Raw genomic sequence first — 16,639 nt, 5'->3', positions numbered from 1 at the left:
TGCATGTCTCGTAGAGCGGGTAAGCGTTAGCGCCACCCGCCACAAACATCACTCTTTCGGATCTTTGCCCGCCAGCAGCTTATCCAGCTCATCACCGCCCACGTGACGGAAGTCTTGTCCCTTCACGAAGTAGAAGATGTATTCGCAGATATTCTGGCAACGGTCACCGATACGCTCGATGGAGCGCGCGCAGAACAGCGCGGTCAGCACGCTTGGAATGGTACGCGGATCTTCCATCATGTAGGTCATCAGCTGACGCACGATACCTTCATACTCCTGGTCGACTTTCTTATCTTCGCGATAAATACGTACCGCTTCGTCAAGATCCATACGCGCAAACGCATCCAGCACGTCATGCAGCATTTGTACGGTGTGGCGACCCAGTGATTCCAGGCTTACCAGCAGCGGCTGATGCTGTTGAGAAAATTTCTCCAGCGCGGTGCGGCAAATTTTATCCGCAACGTCGCCAATACGTTCCAGCTCAGCGATCGTTTTGATAATCGCCATCACCAGACGCAAGTCACTGGCGGTCGGCTGACGCTTGGCAATGATACGCACGCAGGCCTCGTCGATCGCCACTTCCATCATATTGACGTTCTTATCGCCCTCAATGACGCGCTTCGCCAGCTCACTGTCCTGATTGTGCATGGCGGTAATCGCATCAGAAAGCTGTTGCTCGACCATGCCGCCCATGGTCATCACCTGGGTACGGATGCTTTCCAGCTCTGCATTGAACTGGCCGGAAATATGTTTATTAAGGTTAAGATTATCCACAACAAGCTCCTGAATCAGCCGTAACGACCGGTGATGTAGTCTTCAGTTTGTTTCTTCGCGGGCTTGGTGAACAGATCGTCCGTGTTACTGAACTCAATCAACTCGCCCAGGTACATAAATGCCGTGTGATCGGAACAACGCGCAGCCTGCTGCATGTTGTGGGTAACGATAACGACGGTGTAATCCTCTTTCAGCTCAGTGATCAGCTCTTCGATACGCCCGGTAGAAATAGGGTCGAGCGCTGAACACGGCTCATCAAGCAGAAGCACTTCCGGGCGAATGGCGATCCCACGCGCAATACACAGACGCTGCTGCTGACCACCGGAGAGAGAGTACCCACTCTGGTGTAATTTATCTTTGGTTTCGTTCCACAGTGCGGCCTTGGTCAATGCCCACTGCACACGCTCGTCCATATCCGCACGAGAGAGTTTCTCAAACAGACGCACGCCAAAAGCGATGTTGTCGTAGATGGACATCGGGAACGGCGTCGGCTTCTGGAATACCATGCCCACTTTGGCACGCAGCAGAGCGATATCCTGAGTGTTGGTGAGAATATTGTCGCCATCCAGCAGGATTTCGCCTTCCGCACGCTGTTCCGGATACAGTTCAAACATTTTATTGAACGTACGCAGCAACGTCGATTTACCACAGCCTGACGGCCCGATAAACGCCGTTACCTGGTTTTTGGCAATATCCAGGTTGATGTTCTTCAGGGCATGGAACTTGCCATAGTAGAAGTTCAAATCACGAACCTGAATCTTACCCGGGGCAGTATCAACCATACTCATTTCAATCTTTTCCTCATCATGCCTGATGGCGCGCAGCTTTCAGGCCTACAAATGTCTTCAATCGTAGGCCGGATAAGGCGTTTACGCCGCCATCCGGCACTTCGTCTTAACCGTGTTTCTTCTTCGCGAAAATGACGCGCGCCAGAATGTTCAGCAGCAGTACGCACAGGGTAATAATCAGTACCCCGGCCCAGGCCAGTTGCTGCCACTCAGCAAACGGGCTCATTGCAAACTTAAAGATAGTGACCGGCAGGTTGGCGATAGGCTGCATCATGTCGGTGCTCCAGAACTGATTGGAGAGCGACGTAAACAGCAGCGGAGCCGTTTCACCTGCGATACGTGCAATAGCCAGTAAAACGCCTGTAATGATGCCTGAGACAGACGCCTTCAGGGTGATTGCAGAAATCATCTTCCATTTCGGCGTACCCAGCGCATAGGCGGCTTCACGCAGGCTATCCGGTACCAGTTTGAGCATGTTCTCCGTGGTACGAATAACAATGGGCACCTGCAGCAGCGCCAGCGCGATAACGCCCGCCCAGCCGGAGAAGTGCTCCATTTTTGCTACCACGATGGTGTAAACGAACAGACCGACCACGATTGATGGCGCAGAAAGCAGGATGTCGTTGATAAAGCGGATCACCTCAGCCAGCCAGGACTTACGTCCGTACTCTGCCAGGTAGATGCCCGCCATAATACCAAGCGGTGTACCAAACACGGTCGCCCACAGAATTAACAGTCCGCTACCGGCCAGGGCATTCGCCAGACCACCACCAGCCGTATTCGGCGGAGGTGTCATTTCGGTGAACAGCGCCAGTGACATACCGTCAATACCGCGGGTGATCGTGGACATCAGGATCCAGATAAGCCAGAACAGACCGAATGCCATGGTCGCCATAGAGAGCGTCAGCGCGATGCGGTTCTTCAGACGACGACGCGCCTGCATTTTACGGCGGGATTCCGCAAGCGCAGCGGTGTTTTGCATTTCAAGCGTAGCCATTAGCGTGCCCCCTCGTTCTTCGCAAGGCGCATGATCATGAACTTAGACGCCGCCAGCACGATGAAGGTAATCACAAACAGAATCAGGCCCAGTTCCATCAACGCGGCAACGTGCAGTCCTGATTCCGCTTCGGCGAATTCATTCGCCAGCGCAGAAGTAATACTGTTGCCCGGCATGTACAGCGAGGCACTATCGAGCTGGTAGGTGTTACCGATGATGAACGTCACCGCCATGGTTTCACCCAGCGCGCGGCCCAGACCGAGCATCACGCCGCCGATCACGCCGTTTTTGGTGAACGGCAGGACGATGCGCCAGATAACTTCCCAGGTAGTACAACCGATGCCGTAGGCTGACTCTTTCATCAGCACCGGCGTTTGTTCGAACACATCGCGCATAACCGCCGCAATGTACGGGATGATCATGATGGCGAGGATCACGCCAGCGGCCAGAATACCGATACCAAATGCCGGACCCGCAAACAGCGCGCCAACAAACGGAATGTTGGAAAGGATGTTCCCGACCGGTTCCTGGAAGTAAGTCGCAAACAGCGGGGCAAAGATAAACAGGCCCCACATGCCGTACACGATACTCGGAATTGCCGCCAGCAATTCAATAGCGATACCCAGCGGGCGACGCAGCCAGCCAGGAGCAAGTTCAGTCAGGAATAAGGCTATGCCAAAACTCACCGGAACGGCGATCAGCAGTGCGATAAGCGAGGTGACCAGCGTACCGTAAATCGGTACTAATGCACCGTAGATATCGTTTGGCGCATCCCATTCTTTAGTCCACAGAAAGGAGAAGCCAAATTTCTGAATGCTTGGCCAGGAGGAGATAACTAGAGAGACAATAATGCCACCCAACATCAATAGCACAATCAGCGCAGCCAGTTTTACCAGCGCGCTGAATATCATGTCACCTTTTTTACCCGGTGGGTTCAAAGCAGGCTTGGTTGCAGCCATAAATCACTCTTTAAGTTTGGGCCAGGAAGCACGCATTTTATCGTGCTTCCCGGCTAACGTAATGCCATACCCTAAATAATTCGAGTTGCAGCAAGGCGGCAAGCTTGTGAATACCCAGTCACATAGATTCACTATGTGACTGGGGTGAACAAGCACAGCCAACACAACTGCGGCTCGAAGTATGACGGGTATTTAGTACAGCGCTTTACCGTTGCTGTCCTTCACGTTGGTCTTCCATGCAGCACGAATCTGCTCAACCACGCTGTCCGGCAGGCTGGCGTAATCCAGGTCATTAGCCTGTTTGCCGCCATTTTTGTACGCCCAATCGAAGAACTTCAGCACTTCAGCGCCCTGCTCAGGTTTCTTCTGCTCTTTATGCACCAGGATGAAGGTGGTGGAAGTGATCGGCCACGCATCGTCACCTTTCTGGTTAGTCAGATCCTGAGCGAAGGTTTTGCTCCAGTCAGCGCCTTTTGCAGCGTTGGCAAAGTTTTCTTCGGTCGGACTTACCGATTTGCCATCAGCAGAGACCAGCTTGGTGTACGCCAGGTTGTTCTGCTTAGCGTAAGCGTACTCAACGTAGCCGATAGAACCCGGCAGACGCTGTACGAACGCAGCGATACCGTCGTTACCTTTACCGCCCAGACCGGTCGGCCAGTTAACAGTAGAGCCGGAACCAATTTTAGATTTCCACTCTTCGTTCACTTTCGCCAGGTAGCTGGTGAAAACGAATGAAGTACCGGAACCGTCAGCACGACGCACAACGGCGATATTCTGAGAAGGCAGTTTCAGACCCGGGTTCAGTTTGGTGATGGCTTCATCATCCCACTTCTTAATTTTACCGAGGTAGATGTCGCCCAGCGTTTTACCGTCCAGCACCAGTTCGCCGGATTTCAGGCCAGGGATGTTCACCGCCAGCACCACACCACCGATAACAGTCGGGAACTGGAACAGGCCTTCTTGCGCCAGTTTCTCGTCAGACAACGGTGCGTCAGAGGCGCCGAAATCAACGGTATTGGCCGTAATTTGTTTTACACCACCGGAGGAGCCGATACCCTGGTAGTTTACTTTGCTACCGGTCTCTTTCTGATAGGTATCTGCCCATTTGGCATACACTGGCGCAGGGAAGGTTGCACCTGCACCTGTCAGGCTCGCTGCTGCAAACGCAGAAAACGCGCTCATGGATAAGGTCGCGGCGACAACAGTTGCGACAGTGGTACGCATAACTTTCATAATGTCTCCTGCACGGTTTTCGTAAATCGTTGTTTGAGTTGCTACTGTGAGCAAAATAGGACAAACAGGTGACAGTTAAATGTACGAAATATGACAGTTTTATGACAATGAAAAACTTGGGAAGTTTTTTATCTAAAAATACATTTAAAACAGAATGTTAATCACCATCATGACAATAACATTTCGCTGAAATTTTCTTTTTATGACACTGAAAACAGTAGTTGAAGATGACGGTTTGTCACATAAAACAGGCGGGATAATTGATTAAAAACAGAACACGCTAAAAAAAGGCCCCGCTTGCAGCAGGGCATTTTCAGTTCAGTTAAGTACGGATTACTCTACGGTAACCGACTTTGCCAGGTTACGCGGCTGGTCCACGTCGGTGCCTTTAATCAGCGCCACGTGATACGCCAGCAACTGCAGCGGAACGGTGTAGAAGATCGGTGCAATCACCTCTTCCACATGCGGCATCTCAATGATGTGCATGTTTTCGCTGCTGGTAAAGCCAGCATCCTGGTCCGCAAAGACGTACAACTGACCGCCACGGGCGCGAACTTCTTCAATGTTGGATTTCAGTTTTTCCAACAGTTCGTTGTTCGGTGCAACTACGATAACCGGCATATCGGCATCAATCAGCGCCAGCGGACCGTGTTTCAGTTCACCTGCAGCATATGCTTCAGCGTGAATATAAGAGATCTCTTTCAGCTTCAGCGCGCCTTCCAGCGCAATCGGGTACTGATCGCCACGCCCCAGGAACAGCGCATGGTGTTTATCTGAGAAACCTTCCGCCAGAGCGGCAATGCGTTTGTCCTGAGACAGCATCTGCTCAATACGGCTCGGCAGCGCCTGCAGACCATGAACGATCTCCTGCTCGATAGACGCATCCAGGCCTTTCAGACGAGACAGTTTCGCCACCAGCATCAGCAGAACGGTCAGTTGGGTAGTAAATGCTTTCGTCGAGGCCACACCGATTTCGGTACCGGCATTGGTCATCATCGCCAGGTCGGATTCGCGCACCAGAGAAGATCCCGGTACGTTACAAATAGCCAGCGAGCCCAGATAGCCCAGCTCTTTAGATAAGCGCAGACCCGCCAGGGTATCCGCCGTTTCACCGGACTGGGAAAGGGTAATCATCAGACTGTTACGACGCACGGCGGATTTGCGATAGCGGAACTCGGAAGCGATTTCGACATCACAAGGAATACCAGCCAGCGATTCAAACCAGTAGCGGGACACCATACCGGAGTTGTAGGACGTACCGCAGGCGATAATCTGGATATGCTCAACCTGAGACAGCAACTCGTTGGCACGTGAACCCAGCTCGCTTAAATCCACTTCACCGTGACTAATGCGACCGGTCAGCGTATTTTTAATTGCATTCGGCTGTTCGTAGATCTCTTTCTGCATGTAGTGGCGATAAATACCTTTTTCGCCCGCGTCATACTGCAGATTCGATTCGATATCCTGACGCTTCACTTGTGCGCCAGACTTGTCGAAAATAGAGACAGAACGACGGGTCACTTCTGCGATGTCACCTTCTTCCAGGAAGATAAAGCGACGGGTTACCGGCAGCAACGCCAGCTGATCGGAAGCGATAAAGTTTTCCCCCATCCCCAGACCAATCACCAGCGGGCTACCTGAACGGGCCGCCAGCAGAGTTTCCGGGTTACGGGTATCCATGATCACCGTGCCATAGGCACCGCGCAACTGTGGAATAGTACGCAGTACGGCTTCACGCAGCGTACCACCCTGTTCCAGTTCCCAATGCACCAAGTGAGCAATCACTTCGGTGTCGGTTTCAGAAACAAAGGTATAACCACGGGTTTTCAGTAGTTCACGCAGAGGTTCATGGTTTTCAATGATGCCGTTATGCACCACAACAATGTGTTCAGAAACATGGGGATGCGCGTTCGCTTCTGAAGGTTCACCGTGTGTCGCCCAACGGGTATGAGCGATACCTGTACCACCATGCAGCGGATGTTCTTCCGCAGCAGCAGTCAGCATCTGCACTTTACCCAGACGACGCAGACGGGTCATGTTGCCTTCAGCATCGACAACGGCCAGACCAGCAGAGTCATAACCACGATATTCCAGACGACGTAAACCTTCGAGAAGGATTTCAGCTACATCACGCTGCGCGATAGCGCCAACAATTCCACACATATTTTTTGATTCCGAATTTAGGCATTTGCCTGTCGTTGTCGCTGACCTGTATTTGCCCTTTCCGGGCGCCCCGAGCCTTGTAGAGAGTGGGGTTATTTTTATGGTACTGCTTGTTGAGCGGAGGATTATGTTATCCCCTCATCTCTTGTCTGCCTGATGGCGCTTACGCTTATCAGGCCTACAGAACGTCACCGCACGTAGGCCGCCATCCGGCAAAAATCACTTACTTCTTCTTCACCGGACGCTGCCAGCCCTGTTTATGGACCTGAGGTACACGGCTTAATACCAATTCGTTATCGGCGACATTACGCGTTACGGTAGTGCCAGCAGCGATGGTGGCACCTTTACCCACGGTGACAGGCGCCACCAACTGAGTATCAGAACCCACAAACACATCATCACCAATAATGGTTTTAAACTTATTGGCACCATCGTAGTTGCAGGTAATCGTACCCGCGCCGATATTCACATTATCGCCAATTTCCGCATCGCCCAGATAGGTCAGATGACCAGCTTTAGAACCTTTACCCAGACGCGCTTTTTTCATTTCGACGAAGTTACCCACGTGCGCGCCTTCCTGCAGCTCAGCACCCGGGCGCAGACGCGCGAATGGACCGATGGTGCAAGCGGCTTCCAGATGGGCATCTTCCACCACACTGTATGGGCTAAGCTCACAACCTTCACCAATCACGCTGTTTTTGATGATACAGCCAGCACCAATCTTGACGCGATCCCCAACGGTTACGTTACCTTCAATGATAACGTTAGTATCAATTTCAACATCGCGCCCGTGAATAAGCGTACCGCGAAGATCAAAACGTGCAGGATCGCGCAGCATCACGCCCGCCAGCAGCAGTTTCTCTGCTTGCTCGGACTGATAAACACGCTCCAGACGGGATAACTGAAGACGGTTATTCACCCCTTCTGTTTCGCTAATACGTGCCGGATGTACCGCAGCAATTTCGCGTCCTTCCTGATACGCCATCGCAATGATATCGGTGATGTAGTATTCACCCTGCGCATTGTTATTGGTGAGTTTGGACAGCCAGCGCTTCATATCAGCACCATTGGCAATCAGAATACCGGTGTTGATTTCCTGGATTTGGCGCTGCTCGTCAGTTGCATCTTTATGCTCGACGATACCGGTGACGTTACCGTTCTCACGCGTAATACGCCCATAGCCGGATGGATCATCCAGTTTTACCGTTAACAGGCCGATGCCGCCCTGCGGTTTAGCATCACGCAGGCTACGTAAGGTATCGGTAGAGATCAGCGGCACATCGCCATAGAGCATTAAAATGTCTTCGTCATCACCAAAGAATGGCGCTGCCTGCTGCATTGCATGGCCGGTCCCCAACTGCTCTGCCTGCAGAATCCAGTTTAGATTGCCATCTTTCAGCGTCTGCTTAAGCAAATCACCACCGTGCCCGTAGACCAGATGTACGTGAGTCGCACCTAATTCATTAGCGGCATCAATGACATGCTGAACCATCGGCTTTCCTGCGAGGGTATGCAGCACTTTAGGGAGATCGGAATACATACGCGTGCCTTTGCCTGCGGCAAGGATCACGACGCTCATAGCATTATTCAACATACACGTCCTGACTGTAATTTGAGAACGAATTTATACCGTTTCACATTGAAAATACTACATTTTTTTCATCGTGAAATGGACCGAAGATAAAACGTTCAATCGGGGAAATTTCCCCTCTGATAACTCTCTATTTTCGTCTATTTCGGCGTCTTTTGTCTCCCAAAAACCAGGAGACTGCTCTTATTAAAGCCTAGGTTAATGTTTTTGCTATTTTTTTACTGCATGAATAAAGAGTTACAAAAGAAAAGTATAATTTTATTAATATGATTCAGCGAGAAGCAGAAAAAACAGACAGGGAAAATAGAGTTTTAAAAGGGAAGAGGACAAACGATAAAGCGGAGGAGGGGGATTTAATAACAGCTGGCGCGTGCTGATAACCGTATGAAGCATCGCGCCACAGAGCAGGTCGGGAAGACTAAACTTCCATGCTGCTGAAAAGGGCGATGATTTTATTAATCAGTTTCATGTTGCTATCCTGTTTTTATCTGAGTTAATTATGTGATACACATCACACAAAAAATAGTCTACGCCTCATTTTTTAACCGATCAATATTTTTGTGACACAAATCACAAAATAATAAAACAGCTTTTTAGTTCCACTTTCACTGAAACAAAACCATAAAAAAAGCCAGCCTGGCAACCAGACTGGCTTTTGTGCTTTTCAAGCCGGTGTTACATCGCTTTTTTGGTCAACTCGATAACGCGCAGTTTCGCGATCGCTTTGGCCAGTTCCGCAGATGCCTGAGCGTAATCCACGTCACCATGAGAGCTCTTAATGTGCTCTTCAGCCTTACGCTTCGCTTCCAGGGCTCTCGCTTCATCGAGATCCTGTCCGCGAATCGCGGTATCAGCCAGAACGGTCACGCTGCCAGGCTGCACTTCGAGAATGCCGCCAGACAGATAGATAAACTCTTCATGACCGAACTGTTTAACGATGCGGATCATACCAGGCTTAATGGCGGTGAGCAGCGGTGCGTGACCCGGGAAAATACCCAGTTCACCTTCACTACCCGTTACCTGGATTTTTTCGACCAGACCAGAGAACATTTGCTGCTCTGCGCTGACGACGTCCAGGTGGTAAGTCATTGCCATATCACCCTCCGATTAAGGCGTTAAAGTTTTTTGGCTTTTTCCACGGCTTCGTCGATAGAACCAACCATGTAGAACGCCTGCTCTGGCAGGTGGTCGTATTCGCCTTCCATGATACCTTTAAAGCCACGGATGGTGTCTTTCAGGGATACGTATTTACCCGGAGAACCGGTGAATACTTCCGCAACGAAGAACGGCTGGGACAGGAAGCGCTGAATTTTACGTGCGCGTGCTACCACCAGTTTGTCTTCTTCAGACAGTTCATCCATACCCAGGATGGCGATGATGTCTTTCAGTTCCTGATAACGCTGCAGCAGAGACTGTACGCCACGCGCGGTGTCGTAGTGTTCCTGACCAACAACCAGCGGATCCAGCTGACGGCTGGTGGAGTCCAGCGGGTCAACTGCCGGGTAGATACCCAGAGATGCGATCTGACGGCTCAGTACCACGGTTGCATCTAAGTGAGCAAAGGTGGTTGCTGGGGATGGGTCAGTCAAGTCATCCGCAGGTACGTATACCGCCTGAACGGAGGTGATAGAACCGGTTTTGGTAGAGGTGATACGTTCCTGAAGAACACCCATCTCTTCCGCCAGGGTCGGCTGGTAGCCTACCGCTGATGGCATACGACCCAGCAGTGCGGATACTTCTGTACCGGCCAGGGTGTAACGATAGATGTTATCAACGAACAGCAGAACGTCACGACCTTCGTCACGGAACTTCTCTGCCATGGTCAGACCGGTCAGAGCAACGCGCAGACGGTTTCCCGGCGGCTCGTTCATCTGGCCATATACCAAGGATACTTTGTCCAGAACGTTGGAGTCAGTCATTTCGTGGTAGAAGTCGTTACCCTCACGAGTACGTTCACCCACACCCGCAAACACGGAGTAACCGGAGTGTTCGATCGCGATGTTACGGATCAGCTCCATCATGTTTACGGTTTTACCTACACCCGCACCACCGAACAGACCAACTTTACCGCCCTTAGCGAACGGACACATCAGGTCGATAACTTTGATGCCGGTTTCCAGCAGTTCCTGAGAGCTGGACAGCTCTTCATAGGAAGGTGCCGCGCGGTGGATAGCCCAACGCTCTTCTTCACCGATATCGCCTTTCATGTCGATCGGGTGACCCAGGACGTTCATGATACGACCCAGAGTTGCTTTACCTACCGGGACTTCGATCGGGTGCTCGAGATCTTTGACTTCCAGACCACGACGCAGACCGTCGGAAGAACCCATGGCGATGGTACGTACGATACCGCCGCCGAGCTGCTGCTGAACTTCCAGCACCAGGCTCTCTTTACCATTCATAACCTCAAGAGCATCGTACACGCGCGGTACGGCATCCTGAGGGAATTCGACGTCAACCACGGCGCCGATTACCTGGACAATTTTTCCAGTAGCCATCTTGAATCCTCTACGAATTAACCTGGTTATACCGCGGATGCACCACCGACGATTTCGGTGAGTTCCTGAGTAATGCTGGCCTGACGAGCTTTGTTGTATACCAACTGCAGCTCTTTAATCAGGCTGCCGCCATTGTCGGTCGCGGCTTTCATCGCCACCATACGTGCGGCCTGCTCGCTGGCCAGGTTTTCTACCACGCCCTGATAAACCTGAGACTCGACATAACGACGCAGCAGGGTATCCAGCAGCGCTTTCGGGTCTGGCTCATACAGGTAATCCCAGGATTTACGCTTCAATTCATCATCATCTGATGCCGGCAGAGGCAGCAGTTGGGTGATGGTTGGCGTCTGAGACATGGTGTTAATAAATTTGTTGCTAACAACGTACAGTCTGTCCAGACGACCTTCATCGTAGGCCTGCAGCATCACTTTAACCGGACCGATCAGTTCGGACAGGGAAGGGTTATCCCCCATACCGGTTACCTGAGCAATCACATTACCGCCAACGGAGTTAAAGAAAGACACGCCCTTAGAGCCGATCATTGCGATATCGCACTGAACGCCTTTATCGGACCATGCTTTCATATCCGCCAGCAGCTTTTTGAACAGGTTAATGTTCAAGCCACCGCACAGACCACGGTCGGTCGACACCACCAGGTAGCCCACGCGCTTAACGTCGCGTTCTTCCAGGTAAGGGTGCTTATATTCCAGATTACCATTCGCAAGGTGACCAATCACTTTGCGCATGGTCTCTGCATAAGGACGGCTGGCCGCCATGCGATCCTGCGATTTACGCATTTTGGAAGCGGCGACCATCTCCATCGCTTTAGTGATCTTCTGCGTGTTCTGGACGCTTGCGATCTTACTACGTATCTCTTTTGCGCCGGCCATGAGCTTCTCCTCAATGCCTTGCGGTCCGCCCTAAAGCAGACCGCCAGACGTTACCAGGACTGGGTTGCCTTGAAGGAATCGAGGATAGCTTTCAGCTTACCTTCGATTTCATCGTTATAGCCACCGGACTGGTTGATCTCTTGCATCAGCGGAGCGTGGTCACGGTCAACGTAAGCCAGCAGAGCGGCTTCAAAGCTACCGATTTTCGCCAGTTCCACATCTTCGAGGTAACCGCGTTCAGCCGCAAACAGCACCACACCCTGCTGTGCTACAGACATTGGGGCATACTGTTTCTGCTTCAGCAGTTCAGTTACTTTCTGACCGTGGCTCAGCTGCTTACGAGTAGCTTCATCCAGGTCGGAAGCGAACTGAGAAAACGCTGCCAATTCACGATACTGCGCCAGTGCGGTACGAATACCACCGGACAGTTTCTTGATGATCTTGGTCTGCGCTGCGCCACCTACACGAGATACGGAGATACCCGGGTTAACTGCCGGACGAATACCGGAGTTGAACAGGTTGGTTTCCAGGAAGATCTGACCATCTGTAATGGAAATTACGTTGGTCGGAACGAACGCAGAAACGTCACCCGCCTGGGTTTCGATAATCGGCAGAGCGGTCAGGGAGCCGGTTTTACCTTTAACTTCACCATTGGTGAACTTCTCAACGTATTCCGCGTTTACGCGGGATGCGCGCTCCAGCAGACGGGAGTGGAGGTAAAATACGTCGCCCGGGAATGCTTCACGTCCTGGTGGACGACGGAGCAGCAGGGAAACCTGACGGTAAGCAACAGCCTGTTTAGACAGGTCATCGTAAACGATCAGCGCGTCTTCACCGCGGTCACGGAAGTATTCGCCCATTGCGCAACCGGCATATGGCGCCAGGTATTGCAGAGCAGCAGATTCAGACGCGGTCGCCACAACAACGATGGTGTTGGACAGTGCGCCGTGTTCTTCCAGTTTACGAACCACGTTAGAAATGGTGGACGCTTTCTGGCCGATAGCCACGTACACACATTTGATACCGGAATCACGCTGGTTGATGATGGCATCGATTGCCATCGCAGTTTTACCTGTCTGACGGTCACCGATGATCAGCTCACGCTGGCCACGACCGATTGGGATCATGGCATCAACAGATTTATAACCTGTCTGTACTGGCTGGTCGACGGACTGACGTTCGATTACGCCTGGTGCGATAACTTCGATTGGCGAGAAGCCATCGTTATCAACCGGACCTTTACCGTCAATTGGGGAACCCAGAGTGTTCACCACACGACCCAGCAGGCCACGGCCAACCGGAACTTCCAGAATACGACCCGTACACTTAACCTTCATGCCTTCGGCGAGGTCAGCGTATGGACCCATCACAACGGCACCTACGGAGTCGCGCTCCAGGTTCAGTGCGATAGCGTAACGGTTACCCGGCAGGGAAATCATCTCACCCTGCATACAATCGGCCAGGCCGTGAATGCGGATAACACCGTCACTTACAGAAACAATAGTACCTTCGTTGTGAGCTTCGCTCACAACATTGAACTGAGCAATGCGCTGCTTGATCAGTTCGCTGATTTCGGTGGAATTCAGTTGCATGCTCCAGTCCCCTTAAGACTGCAAGACGTCTGCAAGGCGCTCAAGACGGCCGCGTACGCTGCCATCAATGACCATATCACCCGCTCGGATGATTACGCCAGCCATTACAGACTTATCGATTTTGCAATTCAGCTTAACTTTGCGTGACAGACGTTTTTCCATCGCTGCACTAATCTTCGTAAGCTGTTCATCACTCAGTGCATTGGCAGAAGTGACTTCTACCTCAGAGATAGCCTCACTGGCTGCACGCAGATGAATAAACTGCTCAAGAACATCCGGGAGCGCATTCAGACGGTTATTTTCAGCCATTACCCTAATCAGGTTTTGGCCGCTTTCGTCCAGCTGCTCACCGCACACGGCGATAAACGACTCAGCGAGCGTTTCCGGCGCCAGCGCGCCAGAGAGAAGCTCTGCCATTTGTTCGTTTTTCGTCACCTCAGCGGCAAACGTCAGCATATCCTGCCAACGGTCAACGCTTTGGTGCTCAACGGCAAAGTCAAAAGCTGCTTTGGCGTAGGGGCGAGCTACCGTAATAAATTCAGACATCAGCCCCTCCCTCCTTACAGTTCAGCGACAAGTTTGTCCACGATGTCGCTATTAGCAGCTTCATCCACGGAACGTTCGATGATCTTCTCGGCGCCAGCAACAGCCAGGATAGCAACTTGCTTACGCAGCTCTTCGCGAGCACGTTTACGCTCGGCGTCAATTTCCGCCTGCGCCTGTGCCACGATTTTAGTACGTTCCTGCTCTGCTTCAGTTTTAGCTTCGTCCAGGATCTGAGCACGGCGTTTGTTCGCCTGCTCAATGATTACCTGAGCTTCCGCCTTCGCTTTTTTCAGCTGGTCGGTCGCGCTGGCCTTTGCAAGGTCAAGATCCTTATGTGCTCGTTCTGCAGAAGCAAGGCCGTCAGCAATTTCTTTTTGACGTTTTTCGATGGCAGCCATTAAAGGCGGCCATACGTACTTCATGCAGAACAGAACGAACAGGACAAACGCGATGGCCTGGCCGAGGATTGTTGCGTTAAGATTCACAGCACAATGCCTCTATCTAGTTAACGTTCTGATATTGCTCTTAATTCAAGCAACGCTTACTACGCGACAGCAAACATCACGTACAGACCCAGACCTACAGCGATCATTGGGATTGCATCCACCAGACCCATAACGATAAAGAACTGAGTACGCAGCAGAGGAATCAGATCCGGTTGACGCGCTGCGCCTTCCAGGAATTTACCCCCGAGGATGCCGATACCGATCGCAGCACCGATTGCCGCCAGACCCATCATCACAGCGGCAGCAATGTACAGCAGATCCATATTCAGGTTTTCCATGACAGTCTCCAGTTTGTTTCAGTTAAAACGTAGTAGTGTTGGTAAATTAATGCTCTTCAGATGCCATCGACAGATAGACAATCGTCAGAACCATAAATATGAAGGCTTGCAGCGTGATAATCAGTATGTGGAAAATGGCCCATGGCACATTCAGGATCCACTGTGACCACCACGGCAACAGACCAGCAATCAGAATGAAAATCAGCTCACCGGCATACATGTTGCCGAACAGTCGCAGACCAAGAGAAATTGGTTTGGACAGCAGGCTTACCCCTTCAAGGATTAAGTTGACAGGGATGAACGCCCAGTGATTGAACGGCTGCAGCGTCAACTCTTTCGCGAAGCCGCCGATGCCTTTCATTTTGATGCTGTAGAACAGAATGAGGATAAATACGCCCAGCGCCATCGACAGGGTGATGTTTACGTCAGCAGACGGAACCACACGCAGAGCCGGCAGGCCAAAGATATGCTCACCGATGTACGGCAGCAGGTCGATAGGCAGTAAATCCATCAAGTTCATCAGGAATACCCAGACGAAAATCGTCAGGGCCAGCGGAGCAATCAGCTTGCTTTTGCCATGGTACATGTCTTTCACGCTACCATGCACAAAGCCGATTACCAGCTCAATCGCGGTCTGAAATTTACCTGGTACGCCGCTGGTCGCCTTTTTAGCTACGCTACGGAACATAAGCAGGAACAACAGACCCAGAACCACCGAGAAGAAAATGGAGTCAATATTGAGCGTCCAGAAGGTGGCTGGGGGGTTGTGCGGATCCACCAGCGAGAATGTACGTAGGTCCAACTGAAGGTTATTCAGATGGTGTCCTATGTAATCCTGCGGCGTCATATTTTCTGAAGCCATGATGCCTTTACCCTTTGTTGTTAATTACAGCCGGCGCCAGTATCTGAACCACCAGCACCAAAACCCACGTAACGATCAGCGGCATGAATACCGCTTTCAAAACAGCCAACGCCACCACCAGCAAAACCAGCATAGCTAACACCTTGAAGGCTTCGCCGAAGGCGAACGTCCAGGCTACTCGGCCTTTAGCTGGTGTATGCGCCTGGTGACGCCAGGCAAATATCATAAACAACACATTAGGCAGTAACACTGCCAATCCACCGCACAATGCGGAGATGCCCCAGAAAGGGTCTTTGAGGCTAAACAGCAATCCACTTGCTATTACCGCCAGAAACTGTGTGAGCAAAAGCTTACGAGCAACGTTTCGACTCAAGAGCGACATAGACATCACGTTTTTACTCCTGCTCCCTTCGAGGTATGCCGCGTGTCGTATAAAACGTTCTTTATGGCTTAGAGTCAAGCATCAAAAAGCGGTCAAATTATACGGTGCGCCTTCGTGATTTCAAACAATAAGTAGCTAAAAAGTGAATAAATGTTTAAATATTTTTCGCTACCCCACATTTATCACTTTTAAGCAAACTGTGAACGATCATGCAAAACTGCAAATGCCGCGTAAATACTGGCGGCAAAGCGTGCACCAGATCACATATTGAACATATTCACCTTCGCATAATTTATTTACGTGGCAAATGATGCCTTTTCATCTTTTTGATATTTAAGCGTAAAAATAGCCACTATTTCAAAAACAACAGCTAACAACAAAAAAACCACGCATTGACATTTATAATAAAAAATTAACACAACGGGTGGTTCTTACGTTCTATTTTTAGCAGACTGATATTTTCACAGCTGACTTGTTTCGCTTTTAACAAAAAACGGTACGTTATAGTTATGATGCAAAACCGTAAGGCGCTAGTGAATTGTAACGACATTTAACCACACTATTCCCTATGACTTTTAAC

The 16,639-nt window shown here is 51.0% G+C and carries 16 protein-coding genes; all 16 read right to left on the bottom strand.

The features are described 5' to 3' along the window. Nucleotides 1–48: 48 nt before the first annotated feature. The 16 genes from phoU to atpI all read right to left on the bottom strand — a co-directional run bounded on the left by phoU (nt 49) and on the right by atpI (nt 16,065). Nucleotides 49–774 carry a phosphate signaling complex protein PhoU gene (phoU, locus tag OGW44_RS06630; protein WP_003023824.1) on the bottom strand — a complete coding sequence of 242 codons (726 nt, stop codon included), beginning with the start codon at nt 772–774 and terminating at the stop codon, nt 49–51. Between the two features lie 14 nt (nt 775–788). Then, nucleotides 789–1,562 (bottom strand): phosphate ABC transporter ATP-binding protein PstB, encoded by a 774-nt coding sequence (gene pstB, locus OGW44_RS06625; protein ID WP_003023821.1) that lies wholly within the window; start codon nt 1,560–1,562, stop codon nt 789–791. 106 nt (nt 1,563–1,668) lie between these two features. Next, nucleotides 1,669–2,559 carry a phosphate ABC transporter permease PstA gene (gene pstA / locus OGW44_RS06620; RefSeq protein ID WP_016155077.1) on the bottom strand — a complete coding sequence of 297 codons (891 nt, stop codon included), beginning with the start codon at nt 2,557–2,559 and terminating at the stop codon, nt 1,669–1,671. Then, entirely contained in the window at nt 2,559–3,518 is a 960-nt protein-coding gene (gene pstC / locus OGW44_RS06615; protein ID WP_016155078.1) for a phosphate ABC transporter permease PstC, read from the bottom strand. Before pstC ends, pstA begins: the two co-directional genes overlap by 1 nt. Before the next feature lie 192 nt (nt 3,519–3,710). Continuing rightward, a complete protein-coding gene (pstS, locus tag OGW44_RS06610) occupies nt 3,711–4,751 on the bottom strand; it encodes a phosphate ABC transporter substrate-binding protein PstS (RefSeq protein WP_185654889.1) in 1,041 nt (346 codons plus the stop codon). 333 nt (nt 4,752–5,084) lie between these two features. Beyond that, on the bottom strand, nt 5,085–6,914 hold the full coding sequence (gene glmS, locus OGW44_RS06605; protein WP_016155081.1) for a glutamine--fructose-6-phosphate transaminase (isomerizing): 1,830 nt from the start codon (nt 6,912–6,914) through the stop codon (nt 5,085–5,087). Nucleotides 6,915–7,137: 223 nt separating this feature from the next. Continuing rightward, nucleotides 7,138–8,508 carry a bifunctional UDP-N-acetylglucosamine diphosphorylase/glucosamine-1-phosphate N-acetyltransferase GlmU gene (gene glmU, locus OGW44_RS06600; RefSeq protein ID WP_019077996.1) on the bottom strand — a complete coding sequence of 457 codons (1,371 nt, stop codon included), beginning with the start codon at nt 8,506–8,508 and terminating at the stop codon, nt 7,138–7,140. 672 nt (nt 8,509–9,180) lie between these two features. Continuing rightward, nucleotides 9,181–9,600: a F0F1 ATP synthase subunit epsilon gene (locus OGW44_RS06595; protein ID WP_003023809.1), complete on the bottom strand. Its 420-nt coding sequence runs from the start codon at nt 9,598–9,600 to the stop codon at nt 9,181–9,183. A gap of 20 nt (nt 9,601–9,620) precedes the next feature. Further along, a complete protein-coding gene (gene atpD, locus OGW44_RS06590; protein ID WP_003023806.1) occupies nt 9,621–11,003 on the bottom strand; it encodes a F0F1 ATP synthase subunit beta in 1,383 nt (460 codons plus the stop codon). A gap of 26 nt (nt 11,004–11,029) precedes the next feature. Further along, nucleotides 11,030–11,893: a F0F1 ATP synthase subunit gamma gene (gene atpG, locus OGW44_RS06585; protein WP_016155083.1), complete on the bottom strand. Its 864-nt coding sequence runs from the start codon at nt 11,891–11,893 to the stop codon at nt 11,030–11,032. A 50-nt stretch (nt 11,894–11,943) separates the two neighbouring features. After that, a complete protein-coding gene (gene atpA / locus OGW44_RS06580) occupies nt 11,944–13,485 on the bottom strand; it encodes a F0F1 ATP synthase subunit alpha (RefSeq protein ID WP_003023802.1) in 1,542 nt (513 codons plus the stop codon). Between the two features lie 12 nt (nt 13,486–13,497). Next, the gene (gene atpH / locus OGW44_RS06575; RefSeq protein ID WP_006687767.1) at nt 13,498–14,031 is read right to left on the bottom strand and encodes a F0F1 ATP synthase subunit delta; all 534 of its coding nucleotides are present in this window, start codon (nt 14,029–14,031) and stop codon (nt 13,498–13,500) included. Between the two features lie 14 nt (nt 14,032–14,045). Next, nucleotides 14,046–14,516, bottom strand: a complete 471-nt coding sequence (gene atpF, locus OGW44_RS06570) for a F0F1 ATP synthase subunit B (protein ID WP_003827022.1) — start codon at nt 14,514–14,516, stop codon at nt 14,046–14,048. Between the two features lie 59 nt (nt 14,517–14,575). Beyond that, the gene (atpE, locus tag OGW44_RS06565; protein ID WP_003023794.1) at nt 14,576–14,815 is read right to left on the bottom strand and encodes a F0F1 ATP synthase subunit C; all 240 of its coding nucleotides are present in this window, start codon (nt 14,813–14,815) and stop codon (nt 14,576–14,578) included. Between the two features lie 46 nt (nt 14,816–14,861). Then, the gene (atpB, locus tag OGW44_RS06560; RefSeq protein WP_003023792.1) at nt 14,862–15,677 is read right to left on the bottom strand and encodes a F0F1 ATP synthase subunit A; all 816 of its coding nucleotides are present in this window, start codon (nt 15,675–15,677) and stop codon (nt 14,862–14,864) included. A gap of 7 nt (nt 15,678–15,684) precedes the next feature. Continuing rightward, nucleotides 15,685–16,065 carry a F0F1 ATP synthase subunit I gene (atpI, locus tag OGW44_RS06555; protein ID WP_003023790.1) on the bottom strand — a complete coding sequence of 127 codons (381 nt, stop codon included), beginning with the start codon at nt 16,063–16,065 and terminating at the stop codon, nt 15,685–15,687. Nucleotides 16,066–16,639: the final 574 nt, after the last annotated feature.

This window comes from Citrobacter sp. Cb023 (assembly GCF_030336805.1).
In the GTDB taxonomy this organism is placed as follows: Bacteria; Pseudomonadota; Gammaproteobacteria; order Enterobacterales; family Enterobacteriaceae; genus Citrobacter; species Citrobacter braakii.
This window is presented reverse-complemented; position numbering and strand designations above follow the sequence as displayed.